This window comes from Aliidongia dinghuensis, from assembly GCF_014643535.1.
Taxonomy (GTDB): domain Bacteria; phylum Pseudomonadota; class Alphaproteobacteria; order ATCC43930; family CGMCC-115725; genus Aliidongia; species Aliidongia dinghuensis.
On record NZ_BMJQ01000004.1, the window covers coordinates 79826 to 93427 of the forward strand.

18 protein-coding genes and 1 tRNA gene are annotated in these 13602 nt (G+C 67.9%); 8 read left to right on the forward strand and 11 right to left on the reverse strand.

Annotated features, from left to right (window positions below; genetic code table 11):
• Positions 1-36: 36 nt before the first annotated feature.
• The 4 genes from IEY58_RS08615 (at position 37) to IEY58_RS08630 (ending at position 2764) form a co-directional block, all read left to right on the forward strand.
• Positions 37-459 carry a hypothetical protein gene (locus tag IEY58_RS08615; RefSeq protein WP_189044683.1) on the forward strand — a complete coding sequence of 141 codons (423 nt, stop codon included), beginning with the start codon at positions 37-39 and terminating at the stop codon, positions 457-459.
• Positions 460-666: 207 nt separating this feature from the next.
• On the forward strand, positions 667-2058 hold the full coding sequence (locus tag IEY58_RS08620; RefSeq protein WP_189044685.1) for a M20 family metallopeptidase: 1392 nt from the start codon (positions 667-669) through the stop codon (positions 2056-2058).
• Positions 2058-2477, forward strand: coding sequence for an alternative ribosome rescue aminoacyl-tRNA hydrolase ArfB (gene arfB / locus IEY58_RS08625; protein ID WP_189044687.1), 420 nt, complete (start codon positions 2058-2060; stop codon positions 2475-2477). The genes IEY58_RS08620 and arfB overlap by 1 nt, the downstream gene beginning before the upstream one ends.
• Positions 2478-2509: 32 nt before the next feature.
• Entirely contained in the window at positions 2510-2764 is a 255-nt protein-coding gene (locus IEY58_RS08630) for a hypothetical protein (RefSeq protein WP_189044689.1), read from the forward strand.
• 1 nt (position 2765) lies between these two features.
• Here IEY58_RS08630 and IEY58_RS08635 read toward each other — a convergent pair whose 3' ends face one another.
• Positions 2766-3587, reverse strand: a complete 822-nt coding sequence (locus IEY58_RS08635; RefSeq protein ID WP_229743586.1) for a bestrophin-like domain — start codon at positions 3585-3587, stop codon at positions 2766-2768.
• 302 nt (positions 3588-3889) lie between these two features.
• On the opposite strand from IEY58_RS08635, the gene IEY58_RS08640 reads away from it, so the two are divergent.
• Together IEY58_RS08640 and IEY58_RS08645 are read left to right on the forward strand one after the other, a co-directional pair.
• Positions 3890-4570, forward strand: coding sequence for a PEP-CTERM sorting domain-containing protein (locus IEY58_RS08640; protein ID WP_229743587.1), 681 nt, complete (start codon positions 3890-3892; stop codon positions 4568-4570).
• Between the two features lie 140 nt (positions 4571-4710).
• Positions 4711-5928 (forward strand): MFS transporter, encoded by a 1218-nt coding sequence (locus IEY58_RS08645; protein WP_189044691.1) that lies wholly within the window; start codon positions 4711-4713, stop codon positions 5926-5928.
• A 10-nt stretch (positions 5929-5938) separates the two neighbouring features.
• Here IEY58_RS08645 and rlmH read toward each other — a convergent pair whose 3' ends face one another.
• Together rlmH and rsfS are read right to left on the reverse strand one after the other, a co-directional pair.
• A complete protein-coding gene (gene rlmH, locus IEY58_RS08650) occupies positions 5939-6397 on the reverse strand; it encodes a 23S rRNA (pseudouridine(1915)-N(3))-methyltransferase RlmH (protein ID WP_189044693.1) in 459 nt (152 codons plus the stop codon).
• 32 nt (positions 6398-6429) lie between these two features.
• On the reverse strand, positions 6430-6756 hold the full coding sequence (gene rsfS / locus IEY58_RS08655; protein WP_308422407.1) for a ribosome silencing factor: 327 nt from the start codon (positions 6754-6756) through the stop codon (positions 6430-6432).
• Here rsfS and IEY58_RS34325 point away from each other — a divergent pair.
• Positions 6676-6846, forward strand: coding sequence for a hypothetical protein (locus IEY58_RS34325; RefSeq protein WP_229743588.1), 171 nt, complete (start codon positions 6676-6678; stop codon positions 6844-6846). The genes rsfS and IEY58_RS34325 overlap by 81 nt on opposite strands.
• A gap of 33 nt (positions 6847-6879) precedes the next feature.
• Here IEY58_RS34325 and IEY58_RS08660 read toward each other — a convergent pair whose 3' ends face one another.
• From IEY58_RS08660 to rplU, 6 genes are all read right to left on the reverse strand, one after another.
• The gene (locus IEY58_RS08660) at positions 6880-7584 is read right to left on the reverse strand and encodes a nicotinate-nucleotide adenylyltransferase (RefSeq protein ID WP_308422408.1); all 705 of its coding nucleotides are present in this window, start codon (positions 7582-7584) and stop codon (positions 6880-6882) included.
• A complete protein-coding gene (locus tag IEY58_RS08665; RefSeq protein ID WP_407648384.1) occupies positions 7548-8843 on the reverse strand; it encodes a glutamate-5-semialdehyde dehydrogenase in 1296 nt (431 codons plus the stop codon). Before IEY58_RS08665 ends, IEY58_RS08660 begins: the two co-directional genes overlap by 37 nt.
• Positions 8844-8856: 13 nt before the next feature.
• Complete coding sequence (gene proB, locus IEY58_RS08670; protein WP_189044695.1) at positions 8857-9978, reverse strand: glutamate 5-kinase; 1122 nt, start codon at positions 9976-9978, stop codon at positions 8857-8859.
• Positions 9979-9985: 7 nt separating this feature from the next.
• The gene (gene obgE / locus IEY58_RS08675; protein ID WP_189044696.1) at positions 9986-11020 is read right to left on the reverse strand and encodes a GTPase ObgE; all 1035 of its coding nucleotides are present in this window, start codon (positions 11018-11020) and stop codon (positions 9986-9988) included.
• Between the two features lie 125 nt (positions 11021-11145).
• Positions 11146-11421, reverse strand: coding sequence for a 50S ribosomal protein L27 (rpmA, locus tag IEY58_RS08680; RefSeq protein WP_189044698.1), 276 nt, complete (start codon positions 11419-11421; stop codon positions 11146-11148).
• Between the two features lie 6 nt (positions 11422-11427).
• Positions 11428-11760, reverse strand: coding sequence for a 50S ribosomal protein L21 (gene rplU / locus IEY58_RS08685; RefSeq protein ID WP_189044700.1), 333 nt, complete (start codon positions 11758-11760; stop codon positions 11428-11430).
• Between the two features lie 235 nt (positions 11761-11995).
• On the opposite strand from rplU, the gene IEY58_RS08690 reads away from it, so the two are divergent.
• Positions 11996-12085: transfer RNA gene (locus IEY58_RS08690), tRNA-Ser, on the forward strand.
• A 36-nt stretch (positions 12086-12121) separates the two neighbouring features.
• Here IEY58_RS08690 and IEY58_RS08695 read toward each other — a convergent pair.
• Positions 12122-12568 (reverse strand): hypothetical protein, encoded by a 447-nt coding sequence (locus IEY58_RS08695; RefSeq protein WP_189044702.1) that lies wholly within the window; start codon positions 12566-12568, stop codon positions 12122-12124.
• A gap of 105 nt (positions 12569-12673) precedes the next feature.
• Positions 12674-13561: a LysR substrate-binding domain-containing protein gene (locus IEY58_RS08700; RefSeq protein WP_229743589.1), complete on the reverse strand. Its 888-nt coding sequence runs from the start codon at positions 13559-13561 to the stop codon at positions 12674-12676.
• Between the last annotated feature and the right edge of the window lie 41 nt (positions 13562-13602).

Here is a 13602-nt window from a genome sequence, read left to right on the forward strand (position 1 = left end):
GGCCCAAAGCCCAGTCCGGCAACGGGAGTGAACTCGATGAACAAGCTGATGATGACCGTCGCGTCGCTCGCCCTGATCGGCATCGCGAGCCCGGTCCTCGCTCAATCGACGAGCAATGGCCCGGCCGCGACGCCGCCGAGCGCCACTTCTCCTGCCACCCTTCCGTCCACCAGCCCCGCGCCCAGCGTGACGCCGCCGAGCAGTTCCTCGAGCGACATGCCGCAGGATACGGGGTCGATGAACTCCAAGGGCAGCACTTCGGCAGTCTCGCCGGCGCAAAGCGATACGCAGCCGAGTGCTGACACGGGCAGCGCGCCGTCCAGCCAGAAGGCGACGCACAAGACCCATCATGCGAAGCCGACGGGCAGTTCCAAGACGTCGGGCAGCAAGAGCACTGATCACGACGCCGACATGCTCAACCAGCAAGAGCTGGGCAAGATCCAGTCGCCGAAGTCCTGATCGGTCCTGGATATCCTTCGTGGAACGGGGGCGGGTTCGAGAGTCCGCCCCGTCGTTCCGCGATGGAGCAGGGCGGGTTCGAGAGCCCGCCCTGTCTTTTTGATAGATTGGCTTTTTGATAGATCGGCTTTTTTGCAAGCCGCTTGTTTTGACGCGCCACGCCGTGCGTGACACCCTGCCGTCGATTTAGCGGGCAGGAGGGGTATCATGGTGACGCGGGAAGATGTGCTCGATCGGGCATCGGCACGGTTCGACAACGGGACCTTCCTGGCGGCGCTTGCCCGCCGGGTCGCCGTGCCGACCGAGAGCCAGGAGCCGCGCGGTGCGCGGCATCTTGCGGACTACCTGACCCACGAAATCCGGCCGACGTTCGAGACGCTCGGCGGCCAGTTCCATGTCTTCGACAATCCCGTGGCTGGCGGCCCGCCGATCGGCGTCGGCCGACTCGACGAGGATCCGGCGTTGCCGACCGTGCTCGTCTATGGCCATGGCGACACCGTGCGCGGCCAGGAGGGTCAATGGGCTGAGGGGCGCGATCCCTGGCGGCTCGAGCGCGTGGGCGATCGGATCTATGGCCGCGGCGTCGCCGACAACAAGGGGCAGCACTCGGTCAATCTCGCGGCCCTCCAGACGGTGCGCGAGACGCGCGGGCGCTTGGGGTTCAACCTGCGCTTCCTCCTGGAAATGGCCGAAGAGGTCGGCTCCACGGGCCTGCGCGAATTCTGCGAGGCCGAGCGCGACCTGCTCACGGCCGACTTGCTGATCGCGTCCGATGGGCCGCGGCTCGAGATCCACCGGCCGACCGTGTTCATGGGCGCGCGCGGCGCGCTCAATTTCGACCTGTCGCTCGAGTTGCGCGCGGGCGGGCATCATTCCGGCAACTGGGGCGGCTTGCTCGCCAACCCGGCGATCCGGCTGATGCATGCGATCGCGAGCCTGGTCGGTCCGACCGGCGCCATCCTGGTGCCGGAGCTGAAGCCGGCGCAAATTCCGGAGAATGTGCGCGCCTGCCTCCGCGGCCTCGCCGTCGACGGCGGCCCGGACGCGCCGGAGATCGATCCCGGCTGGGGCGAGCCCGGCCTGACGACGGCCGAAAAAGTGTTCGCCTGGAACACGTTCGAGGTCCTGGCGATGACGGCGGGCAATCCTGCGGCACCGGTCAACGCCATTCCGCCCTCGGCGCGGGCGCATTGCCAGATCCGCTTCACGGTCGACCGGGACGCGTCGACCTTCCTGCCGGCGATCCGGCGCCACCTGGTGGCCGCCGGCTTCGGCGATGTGGTGGTGACGCCGGCCGAGAAGGGCTATTTCAACGCGACCCGGCTCGATCCGGATCACCCGGTCGCGCAATGGGCGGTCCGCTCGGTCGAGCGCACGGTCGGGCAGGCGCCGGCCGTGCTGCCCAATCTCGGCGGCTCGCTGCCGAACGACCTCTTTGCCCGGCTGCTCGGCATGCCGACGATCTGGGTCCCGCATTCCTACGCCGGTTGCAGCCAGCATGCGCCGAACGAGCACGGGCTGGCGCCGGTGCTGCGCGAGGGCCTGCGCGTCATGACCGGCCTGTTCTGGGACCTGGGCGAGGCGCCGCCGGCGCTCTGATGATCCAGATCACGCGCAGCATCGCGATCGACGAGCGCGAGCTCGAGGAGAGCTTCGTGCGCGCCTCGGGGCCCGGCGGCCAGAACGTCAACAAGGTTTCGACCGCGGTCGAGCTGCGCTGGAACGTGGCACGCTCGCCGGCCTTGAGCGAACCGGTTCGGGCGCGGCTTGCTGAGCTCGCCGGCCGGCGCCTGACCCAAGACGGCGTGCTGGTCATCGAGGCCGACCGGTTCCGCTCCCAGGAACGAAACCGCCAGGATGCGCTCGACCGCCTGATCGCCCTTGTGCGCCAGGCGGCGGTGCCGCCGGTGCCGCGCCGGCCGACCCGCCCGACGCTCGGCAGCAAGCAGCGCCGGCTTGACGCCAAGGGCCGCCGCTCCAATCTCAAGAGGGACCGCGCGAACCGGGGCGACGAATAACCCGGATTCCGTGCGGCGGACGGAGAGCCACGATGGCAGCGACATGGTTTCGGCGGAAACGCTTCGGCTATGGGGCGACCCCGGCCAGTTGGCAAGGCTGGCTCGCGACGGCTGTCCTGATCCTGCTGGTGGCCGTGCCGTACAGCGTCTACGTCGCACTCGTCGGGCAAGAGGCTGCCGCCCCCGTGCGGATCGGTGTCGATGTGGCGCTGATCGCGGGCTACGTCCTGCTGGCGCATCGCAAGACCGAGGGCGGCTGGCGCTGGCAATGGGGCCAGCGCCGCTGAGTCACGGCCGACTGGTGGGCAGGCCCTGGATCAGGTCGCGCATCGGCAGCTGACTCACGGTGATGAGGCCGCGGTAGGGGCGATCGAGATCGATCACCAGGATCAGCACGGTCGCGATCAGCAGCGCCATCAGCAGCTTGGAACCGCGCTCGCCGTCGCCAGAGAGGCCCGCGCCATAGCCGGTGAAGCCGGTCGCGATGACGGCGATCAGGTAGAGCAGCAGCACGACCGTCTCGGGCACGTGATTGCGCAGCGCCGTCAGCCGCTTCTCGTGCATGTCGATGACGTCGTTCAACGCCTGGACATAGAGCCCGATCGGTGTCGAGCGCGGGTCAGCGGCGCTGGCGGCAACCGCTTCGCGCCAGAGTGCCGCCTGCAGTTCGAGCGAGCGGGCGATCGCCTCGCGCCACGCCGGCGTCTCGTAGCCGGCTTGGCCCAGCGCCAGCCGGGCCTCGGCATAGCGGGTAAGCAGGTCGGCCGAGGCACGAGCCTGCGCTTCCGGCAGCATTTCAGCGCGCAGCGCCGCGGTGCCGATTGCATTGGCCTCGTCGAGCACGGCGGCCTTGCGCGTGTCATAGCGCGTGAGCGCCATGGAGAAGGTGAAGCCGATCATGAGTGCCAGAAGCCCCAGGCTGGCGCTCTCGATCGTGCCCAGTGCCGGCGTGCCCAGTGCCGGCGTGTCCAGCGCCGAATGGTCGCCCGCGGCATGGGCGCGGCGACGCCGGCCGATCCAGCGCCCGAGCTCCAGCGCGCCGGCCAGGGCGAGGAGGCTCGCGCCATAGATCCAGGCCTGGCCGACGCCGTAGAGGAGCTCCGTTTCCACGAGACCGATCTCCTTGGGTTTTGCGCGCGTTGCCATCCTGACGGCGAGGATGGGATGCCCGCAAGCCATGCGGTCGCCGGAGCGGGCGAACACAACCAGATAATGTCGGAATAGCTTACAGGTTGCGCCGCGGTCGACCGCTAAGTCTTTGGTGGCGCTGGATCCGGATGTCTGGCCATTGTCTTGCATACGATGGTACGCAGGATGGCGTGGCACCCATCCGCGAACCCCTCGGTCATTCTCTCGCTCCTGCCAAGCGGCCGGTCGCCGCATCGGGTGGCGATCCAACCAGGGGAGACGCCATGCGCGGAAAAATCCTCATACCCATCGTGCTCGCGGCGCTCGGCGCGTTCGTCGAGCCGGCCTACGCCAGCATCATCGCCGAGCCGTCGCGCTTGGCACTCGGCGGCAATTACACGGTTGATTGGAGCCTGTTCGGCTCCGACGGCGCCGGCCTCAGCACGCCCGTGTTCGAGACTGTCGGACCCGAGACCGTGAGCGTCGCCTCGTCGAGCGGCGCGCTCGATATCATGAAACAGGGTACCGACTGGAACGGCAACTTCGCCCCCGGCGACAATCTGCTGTATCAGCCGAACCTGAGCGACTCGTTCACCGTCGCCTTCGCAACGCCGGTCAGCGCCGTTGGCACGCAAATCCAGAATCAAGTCTTCGGCGCCTTTACCGGCATCATGGATTTTTTCAATAGTTCCAATACATTACTGGGCGAAGTGACGGTTGCGGGCGACTCGACCTCGGCCGGCGACAATTCCGCCGTGTTCATCGGCGGGCAATCGACGGCGAACGACATCAGCTATGTCATGTTCCTGACCAACGACAACCGGCCGGGCTTTCCGGTTCATGGCGACCTCGCGATCAACCAGCTCGATTTCCAGCTGGCGACCGTGCCGGAACCCATGTCCCTGGCGCTCTTCGGCACGGGGCTGGCCGGCCTCGGCCTGTTGCGCCGCCGACGCCGTTTCTAGATGCGATGGCTCGGCATGAGGTTCCTCATGCCGAGCTTTCCATTCTGGAACAAACACCTTGCGTTAATTTGGCTCAACCCGAGTACCGTTTCGGTATACCAGTCGAAACGGATGGATTGGCTGGACGCGCGAGGAGAGCGATGCGGGACGATGCCAGTACGGCGCTCGAGGCGCCCGCAGGGGACACGCACTGGCGGCGCAACCTTTACGTCTGCCTCACCGGTTCCTTCACCACGATCGTCGCGATGACGCTGCTCCTGCCGTTCCTGCCGCTCTATGTCGAGCAGCTGGGCGTCGCGGATCATGCCGCGATCGTGCAATGGTCGGGCGTCGCTTATGGGGCGACCTTCTTCGCCGCGGCCCTGGTGGCGCCGCTCTGGGGCCGGCTCGGCGACCGCTACGGCCGCAAGCTCATGCTGGTGCGGGCGAGCCTCGGCATGGCGGTCGCCATGTCGCTGATGGGCATGGCTGAGAACGTCTGGCAGCTGACGGCGCTCCGGCTGTTCGTCGGGCTGGCCGGCGGCTATGCGTCCGGCTCGACCATCCTGGTCGCGACCCAGACGCCGAAGGCGCGCTCCGGCTGGGCGCTCGGCATGCTGTCGTCCGGCATCATGGCCGGCAACCTGGTGGGGCCGCTGATCGGCGGGGCCCTGCCGCCGCTGATCGGCATCCGCGGCACGTTCCAGCTCGCCGGCGGCGTTATCTTCCTGACCTTCCTTGCGACCTGCTTCCTGATCCGGGAGGAGCGGCGGCCCAAGGCGGAGCGGAAGGCGAGGGCCCAAGTCGGCTGGTCGTCGATCCCGGACGCGCGCCCAGTCGTCGCGATGCTGGCGACCGGCACGCTCCTGATGGTCGCCAACATGTCGATCGAGCCGATCATCACCGTCTATGTGGCCGAGCTCGTGCATGATGCGGCCCAGGTGACGCTCGTTGCGGGTGTCGTCATGTCGGCGGCAGCGCTCGGCAGCATCTTGTCCGCGGCCCGGCTTGGCCGGCTCGCCGATCGGATCGGCCATTGGAACGTGATCGTCGCGGCACTCGCCGTGTCGGCGCTGCTGCTGATACCTCAGGCGTTCGTGACCGCCGGCTGGCAGCTGATCCTGCTGCGCTTCCTTATGGGGCTGGCCTTGGGTGGGCTCTTGCCCTGCATCACCAGCGTCATCCGCCACAATGTGCCGGACGGCATCGCCGGGACCATGCTGGGCTATGCGACCTCGTCGCAATATGTCGGGCAGGTGGCGGGGCCGCTCATCGGCGGCTTCTTCGGCGGCCGGCTCGGCATGCCGTCGGTGTTCCTGGGCACAAGCGTCCTGATGGCGGCAGGGGCGGGCTACAACTGGCTGGTGCGGCGGCGCTAGGCGCTGCCGCTCATTCCCGATGATATGGGTGGCCGGCGAGAATGGTCTGGGCGCGGTAGAGCTGTTCGGCGACGAGGGCGCGCACCAGCATGTGCGGCCAGGTCTGCTTGCCGAGCGACAGCATGAGGTCGGCCCGCGCCCGCGCGACATCGCCATGGCCGTCGGCGCCGCCGATCAGGAAGGCCAAGTCCGCCACGCCCTGGTCGCGCCACTGGCCGATGCGCTCGGCAAAGGCCGGGCTGGCGAAGTCGCGGCCGCGCTCGTCGAGCAGCACGATCGTGCCCCCCTTGGGGACGGCGGCGAGCAGCAGCTCGGCCTCGCGCGCCTTGAGCTGGGCTGCGGGCAGCGGGCGCTTCTCCTCGACCTCGACAAGGGCCAAGGGCGGCGACAGGCGTTGAGCGTATTCGAGGAACAGGTCACGCGCCGGCCCCGGCTTGGCCCGGCCGACCGCGATCAATGTCGCGCGCATAGGCGCGGGCCTCGACGCTCAGGCATTGGCGCTCAGGCCCGATGGACGGCCTGCGGCAGCTCGCTGGGCCCGCTCCACATCTTCTCGAGCTTGTAGAACTCGCGCACTTCCGGCCGGAAGATGTGGATGATGACGTCGCCGGCGTCGAGCAGCACCCAGTCGCCCTGGGCCTTGCCTTCGACCGAGACGCGGCCCTGGCCCATGTCCTTGAGCTTGCTGGCGATCTGTTCGGCGAGCGCCGTCACCTGTCGGCTCGAGCGGCCGGAGGCGATCACCATATGGTCGGCGATCGAGGATTTGCCGCGCAGATCGATCGAGACGATCTCCTCGGCCTTGCCGTCGTCGAGGGTCGAAACGATGACGTCCAGCAGGGCCGGCGCGGCGGCGGCAACGGGTTCGGCTGCCTTGGGCTTCTTGGCGATGGTCTATCCCCTTCGGATACCTGGTAATGCTCGTTCTGGTACGGCTCGTTCCGGCGCCGGTCAGTGCCGTGCTCGTGGCGCGAAGACCGAGCGGCGCCGACGCACCCGGATGGCTGTCGCCGACAGCGGATCGAGCCGTGTCGCGAAAAACACCCAGGCCGGCGGCGGGGCCGATGCGAGGCGCCGAGCCGCCCCGGGAAACATCCGATAGCGCGCAAAACGACGCGCGGCCAAACTGCCGAGCGCTGCCAAAGAATAGGCCGGGCGGGCGAAAACCGCAATGGGCACAAGCTCGAAGATCCGGGTCCAGCGCTCCCAGCGATCGATCTGGCGCAAGTTGTCGGCGCCCATCAGCCAGACGAATCGTGTTGCCGGAAAGCGCTTCTTCAATGAAGCCAAAGTATCGGCCGTGTAACGGCTGCCCAGGGCTGCTTCGATATCCGTAACCCGGATATGCGAATGTTGCGCGACTTGAGCGGCCTGGGCGAGCCTCTCGTCGAGCGGCGCCATGCCCTCGACCGGCTTCAGCGGATTCTGCGGCGAGACGAGCCACCAGATCTCGTCGAGCTCGAGATGCTTCAGCGCCAGCAGGCTGATGTGGCGATGGCCGCGGTGCGCCGGGTTGAAGGAGCCGCCCAGCAGCCCGACCTTGCGGACACGGCGGTCACCCAGGGTCGGCGGCAGCGTGAGCGTGCCGGCGATCGCCCGGCGGGTCGGATGGGGAACGTTCAGGGTCGGATCTGCCCGGTGCCGCGCACGCGATATTTGTAGCTGGTGAGTTCCGCGACCCCGACTGGCCCACGCGCATGAAGCCGGCCGGTCGAGATGCCAATCTCGGCGCCCATGCCGAACTCGCCGCCGTCGGCGAACTGGGTCGAGGCGTTGTGGATGACGATGGCGCTGTCGACCCGGGCGAGGAAGCGCTCGGCGGCGGCCGCATCCTCGGTCACGATCGAGTCGGTGTGCTGCGAACCGTAGGCCGCGATATGGGCGATCGCCGCGTCGACGCCGTCGACGATGCGGACCGACAGGATCGGCGCCAGATATTCGGTCGACCAATCTTCCTCGGTCGCAGGCTTGACCCGATCGTCGAGCGCTTGGGTCGCGGCATCGCCGCGGATTTCGCAGCCGGCCGCGATCAGGTCGGCGAGGATCGGCACGAGATGGCTCGCCGCCACCGGCCGGTCGACCAGCAGCGTCTCGGCGGCGCCGCACACGCCGGTGCGCCGGAGCTTCGCGTTCAGGACGATCGCACGCGCTTTGGCGAGGTCGGCTGCCTTGTCGACATAGACGTGGCAGATACCGTCCAGATGCTTCAGCACCGGAATGCGCGCCTCGGCGGCAACCCGCTCGATCAGCGACTTGCCGCCGCGCGGGATGATCACGTCGATATATTGGTCGAGCCGCAGCATCAGGCCGACGGCGGCGCGGTCCTGGCTCGGCACGCGCTGGACCGCGTCGGCCGGCAACCCGGCCGCCTCGAGCCCGCGGGCAAGCGCCGCCAGGATCGCAGCCGAGGATTGCGCGCTCTCGCTGCCGCCGCGCAGGATCGCGGCATTGCCGGCCTTGAGGCAGAGGGCGGCGGCGTCCGCCGTTACGTTCGGCCGGCTCTCGTAGATGATGCCGATGACGCCCAGCGGCACGCGCACCTTCTCGATTTGGAGCCCGTTCGGCCGGCTCACGACCGAGTCGATGAGGCCGACCGGATCGGGCAAGGCGGCGACCTCTTCGAGCCCCACCGCCATCGCTTCGATGCGGCGCGGATCGAGCGTCAGCCGGTCGATCATGGCCGGCGTCATGGTGCGCCCGGTTGCGGTTGCGAGATCGCGCCGGTTGGCGGCGAGGATCAGCTCGGCATCGGCGCGTAGAGCCGCGGCGGCGGCACGGAGCGCCTCATTCTTGGCGTCGGTCGGGGCGTCGGCCAGCCGGGCGGCGGCGGCGCGGGCACGCCGGCCGAGCGCCGTCATCTCGGCCTCGAGGTTCCGATCTTCGGCGTTTTCCGTCCCGGCGAGGCTGACCGCCATCTGGTTAAGTCCTTTATCCCACGACAAGATCGTCGCGGTGGATGATCTCGTCCCGGCCACGGTAGCCCAGCAGAGTCTCGATTTCACCGCTTTTGTGACCGAGCAGCAGGGCAACGTCGGCGCTGGTGTAGGCCGAGAGCCCGCGGGCCACGACCTGGCCGTCGGGGCCGCGCACCAGGATCGCATCGCCGCGCTCGAAGGCGCCCTCGACCGCGACGACGCCGGCCGGCAGAAGGCTGCGCCCGGACTTGAGCGCCGTGACCGCGCCCCGATCGACGACGACCGTGCCCAAGGGCGCGACGCTGCCGGCGATCCAGCGCTTGCGCGCGGTCAGCGGCTCGGCTTGCGGCAGGAACCAGGTGACGCGGGCGCCCGACTCGATCGCGGCCAGCGGATGCTCGACGTCGCCGCGCGCGATCAGCATGCGGCAGCCGGCGGCCATGGCGATGCGCGCGGCGGCGAGCTTCGTCACCATGCCGCCCGAGCTCATGCCGGGCAACGGCGGGCCGGCCATCGCCTCGATCTCGGGCGTCAGCTCCGCGATCTCGGGCAGGTGGCGGGCGGTCGGATCGGTGCGCGGGTTCGCGGTATAGAGCCCGTCGATGTCGGACAGCAGCACGAGCGTGTCGGCCGAGATCATCTGCGCCACGCGCGCCGCGAGTCGGTCGTTGTCGCCGAAGCGGATCTCCGACGTCGTCACCGTGTCGTTCTCGTTGACCACAGGCACCACGCCCAGCGCCAGCAGCTGGTTGATGGTCGCGCGCGCGTTCAGGTGCCGGCGCCGGGCCTCGGTATCCTCGCGCGTCAGCAGGATCTGCCCGACCGGGATGTCATGGCGCGCCAGCGTCTCCTGATAGAGCTGGGCGAGCCGGATCTGGCCCACGGCAGCCGCGGCCTGCTTTTCTTCGAGCCGAGTCGGGCGATGGGCGAGGCCCAGGCCCGTGCGCCCGACGGCGATGGCCCCCGAGGTGACGATCAGCACTTCCTGGCCGCGCGCCCGGCAACGGGCGACATCGTCGGCGAGCGCATCGAGCCAGCGCCGGCGGATCTCGAGCGTCGCAGGATCGACCAGCAACGCCGAGCCGATCTTGACGATCAATCGTCGCGATTGGGCGAGGCGGTGCGGGCTCGTCATGGTCGTGCTAGACCGTGTCGAACTGGGCGCGCTGGGCCGCTTCGGCCGCCTCGCGCTTCGCCACCATCTCGGCGCGGAGCGCATGGAGCACGGCGGGGACACCTTGGCCGGTGGCGCCCGACAGCACAAAGACCGGCCGTTTCGACGAGCGCTTGAGCTTGGTCACCTTGGCCTTGAGCTCGTCCTCGGGAATCGCATCCGCTTTGTTGAGACCGATGACCTCGGGCTTGTCGATGAGGCCGGCGCCATAGGCCTTCAGTTCCTTGCGGATCATCTTGTAGGCGCCGAGCACGTCTTCTTCCGTGCCGTCGATCAGGTGCAGGATGACGGCGCACCGCTCGACATGGCCCAAGAACCGATGGCCGAGGCCGGCGCCGTCGCTCGCCCCTTCGATCAGGCCCGGCAGATCGGCCAGCACGAATTCCTCGTCGCCGACGCCGACCACGCCCAACTGCGGCTTCAAGGTGGTGAAAGGATAGTCGGCGATCTTGGGCTTGGCGCGCGAGGTGGCGGCGAGGAAGGTCGACTTGCCGGCGTTGGGCAGGCCCACGAGACCGGCGTCGGCGATCAGCTTCAGCCTGAGCCAGACCCAGCGCTCGTCGCCCGGCCAGCCCTGATCGCGCCGGGTCGGCGCCTGGTTGGTCGAGGTCTTGTAATGATGGTTGCCGAAGCCGCCGTCGCCGCCGCGCAGGAACACGATGCGCTGCCCCGCCTCGGTCAGGTCGAGCAGCACGGTCTCCTTGTCCTCGTCCAGCACCTGGGTCCCGACTGGCACCTTGAGGACGATGTCCTCGCCGCCGGCCCCGGTCCTGAGCCGGCCGGCGCCGGGCCGGCCGTTCTGCGCGCGGAAATGCTGTGTGTAGCGATAGTCGATGAGCGTGTTCAGGTTCTCGACGACCTCGAACACGATGTCGCCGCCGCGCCCGCCGTCGCCGCCGTCCGGGCCGCCGAACTCGATGTATTTCTCGCGCCGGAAGCTCGCCGTGCCGGCACCGCCGTCACCGCTCTTCAGGTAGATCTTGCACTGGTCGAGAAATTTCATGATCGGGGCGCGACTTTCCGCGCGGGGGCGGCTGTTGGGTAAAGAAAAAGGGGCGGGCAAAGAAAAAGGGGAATGGCTGCCCATTCCCCTTCGAACCGAACCTTCCCTCCGGGGAAGGGGAGGCGTTACTCGGCGGCTTCGGCCACCGGCGCCGGCTCGACCGCCACATAGGTGCGGTCCAGGCGGCCGTGCACGAACTTGACCGAGCCATCGACCAGCGCGAACAGCGTGTGATCGCGGCCCATGCCGACGCCTTCGCCCGGATAGAACTTCGTGCCGCGCTGGCGGACGATGATGTTGCCGGCGAGGACTTCCTGGCCGCCCGACTTCTTCAGACCGAGGCGGCGACCAGCGGAGTCGCGACCGTTGCGGGACGAGCCGCCAGCTTTCTTATGTGCCATCGAACCTTACTCCTGCGCCTGGGCGGCGGTCGTCACGATGTCGGTGATCCGCAGCACCGTCAGGTACTGGCGGTGGCCGTTCTTGCGACGGTAGTTGTGGCGCCGCTTCTTCTTGAAGACCAGCACCTTGTCATCGCGCTTCTGCTCGAGCACGGTCGCCTGGACGGAGACGCCCGAGAGTTCCGGCGTGCCGGACGTGGTGCCGGCCTCATCGCCGACCATGAGGACGTCGTCGAGCACGATCGAGGCGCCGGCTTCGCCAGCGAGCTTCTCGACCTTGATGACGTCGTTCTGGGCGACCTTGTACTGCTTGCCGCCGGTGCGGATGACTGCGAACATGTTTGGTCTTCTTCGACTGAATTTACGAGGGCGAACCAGGCCGCCCGTTTGGAGCCGCGCATCATATAGGCGGTCCCTGCACTGTCAACGTGAATTGAGCGGAAACCTGCCATGACCTGAGTGAAAGCGCCTTGCCAGGGGCAAAATCATGCGCTAGATACGCGCTCCTCGCCGCCGGGGCCCACAACCAGGCCCCGTGAAACAGCAGCGAGCGATCCGCTAGGAGGATCCATGCGGACAGGTGGCCGAGTGGTTGAAGGCGTCAGTCTCGAAAACTGAAGTGCCCGTAAGGGTACCGCGAGTTCGAATCTCGCCCTGTCCGCCATTCTCTCTTTATTTCGGAAAGATCCCCAGGGGCCTGTTACCTGGGCGTCACGCCTTCGAGGCGCCGATTCCAGACGTACTGGTCAAGCCTGGTAATGCCGCATCGCTGAAGAATGCTCGCCTCCCTGAGGGCAGGCTCGGCGGCTCTCATGTAGCGACAATGGAGCTCGTCGTGAACGAGCATGATCTTCTGGCGGCCGGTTTCGGTCAGGATGTCCGGATCATAGAGGGCGTACTGCGCGATCTGTCCGGCAACGGCCCGGCGGATCGGCTTGCTTCCGCGCCCATTATAGTGGGCGCTCAGGCGGCTCCGTATGGTCGTCCCGCGCTTGTTTTCGTTGCCGTCAAGCCTGCCTCTGGCGCGACCGAGGTATCTCGGGACAAATGAACTCGGCCGCACCCAAAAACCGATTTCGTAGATGCCCGCCTCATCCGGTGCTTCGAGATAGTCTGAAAGCAGGATCACATTGGACCAAGACGACATGGCGCAACGTCCTTCTCGTTCTCGTTGAGTTGCAGGCTATCACGCTACCTGCCGTGCGCCAATTTGCTCAGATTGCCGATCGGGCGACGCGAGGCAAAACGAGAGCTAGGGCGTAAGCCCGGGAAGATTCTGCACCAAGGTGTCGAGCAGGATCTCCTTGAGCCGGCCGGCCGCCGGCGACAGGGGGCGGCCGGCATCATGGAGGCAGAGGGCTATCGTCGGCACCGCAGGCAGCCCGGCCTGTTCGCCGAGCACCACAAGCGAATCCGGCAGCCCCGCGGCCGTGCGCAGGGTAACGCCCAGTCCTGCGTCGACGGCGGCCCATAGGCCGTGCAGGCTCGTGCTGGTAAAGGCCGTGCGCCAGGGCATGCCGGCCCGGTCGAGCGCGTCGATGCCGGCCTGGCGGAAGAAGCACGGCGGGCCGTACATCACCAGCGGCAGCGCCTCGCCCGGCGCATAGATCGGCTCGCCCTTCGCCGGGCCGATCCAGCGCATCGGCAGGGTTGCCAGATGCTGCGCATCGCTCCGCGCCTCGCCGCCGAACACCAGCGCCAGATCCAGGCGGCCCTTGTCGAGATCATCGAGTAGCACGGCGTTCCGATCGACCACGGCCTCGATCAGCACCGCGGGATGCGCCCGCTTAAAGCGGCCGAGCGTCGTCGAGAGCCATGTCTCGGCGAGATCGCTCGGCAGGCCGAACCGAACGGCGCCGTCGACCGCGACGCCGCGCACGGCGGCGACGGCCTCGTCGTTGAGCTCCAGCATGCGGCGGGCATAGGCGAGCATGACGTCGCCGGCCTCCGTCATCGCCAGGCCGCGGCCGCTCTTGCGATAGAGCGTCTCGCCCACCTGTTCCTCTAGCCGGCGGATCTGCTGGCTGACGGCGGATTGCGAGCGGCCGATCCGATCCGCCGCGCGATTGAAGCCGCCGAGCTGCTCCGCCGTCACCAGCGTGCGCAGGATGTCCATGTCGAGGTTGATGCGCGCAACCATGCAATTTCCTGGAAGAGTTCATTTAAAACTATAAATTATTC

Coding starts and splice junctions, on each gene's coding strand:
- IEY58_RS08615 (WP_189044683.1), top strand. CDS start 37: ATGAACAAGCTGATGATGACCGTCGCGTCGCTCGCCCTGATCGGCATC.
- IEY58_RS08620 (WP_189044685.1), top strand. CDS start 667: ATGGTGACGCGGGAAGATGTGCTCGATCGGGCATCGGCACGGTTCGAC.
- arfB (WP_189044687.1), top strand. CDS start 2,058: ATGATCCAGATCACGCGCAGCATCGCGATCGACGAGCGCGAGCTCGAG.
- IEY58_RS08630 (WP_189044689.1), top strand. CDS start 2,510: ATGGCAGCGACATGGTTTCGGCGGAAACGCTTCGGCTATGGGGCGACC.
- IEY58_RS08640 (WP_229743587.1), top strand. CDS start 3,890: ATGCGCGGAAAAATCCTCATACCCATCGTGCTCGCGGCGCTCGGCGCG.
- IEY58_RS08645 (WP_189044691.1), top strand. CDS start 4,711: ATGCGGGACGATGCCAGTACGGCGCTCGAGGCGCCCGCAGGGGACACG.
- rlmH (WP_189044693.1), bottom strand. CDS start 6,397: ATGCGCGCGACATTGATCGCGGTCGGCCGGGCCAAGCCGGGGCCGGCG.
- IEY58_RS34325 (WP_229743588.1), top strand. CDS start 6,676: ATGGTCGGCGATCGAGGATTTGCCGCGCAGATCGATCGAGACGATCTC.
- IEY58_RS08665 (WP_407648384.1), bottom strand. CDS start 8,843: ATGGCGGTCAGCCTCGCCGGGACGGAAAACGCCGAAGATCGGAACCTC.
- proB (WP_189044695.1), bottom strand. CDS start 9,978: ATGACGAGCCCGCACCGCCTCGCCCAATCGCGACGATTGATCGTCAAG.
- obgE (WP_189044696.1), bottom strand. CDS start 11,020: ATGAAATTTCTCGACCAGTGCAAGATCTACCTGAAGAGCGGTGACGGC.
- rpmA (WP_189044698.1), bottom strand. CDS start 11,421: ATGGCACATAAGAAAGCTGGCGGCTCGTCCCGCAACGGTCGCGACTCC.
- rplU (WP_189044700.1), bottom strand. CDS start 11,760: ATGTTCGCAGTCATCCGCACCGGCGGCAAGCAGTACAAGGTCGCCCAG.
- IEY58_RS08695 (WP_189044702.1), bottom strand. CDS start 12,568: ATGTCGTCTTGGTCCAATGTGATCCTGCTTTCAGACTATCTCGAAGCA.
- IEY58_RS08700 (WP_229743589.1), bottom strand. CDS start 13,561: ATGGTTGCGCGCATCAACCTCGACATGGACATCCTGCGCACGCTGGTG.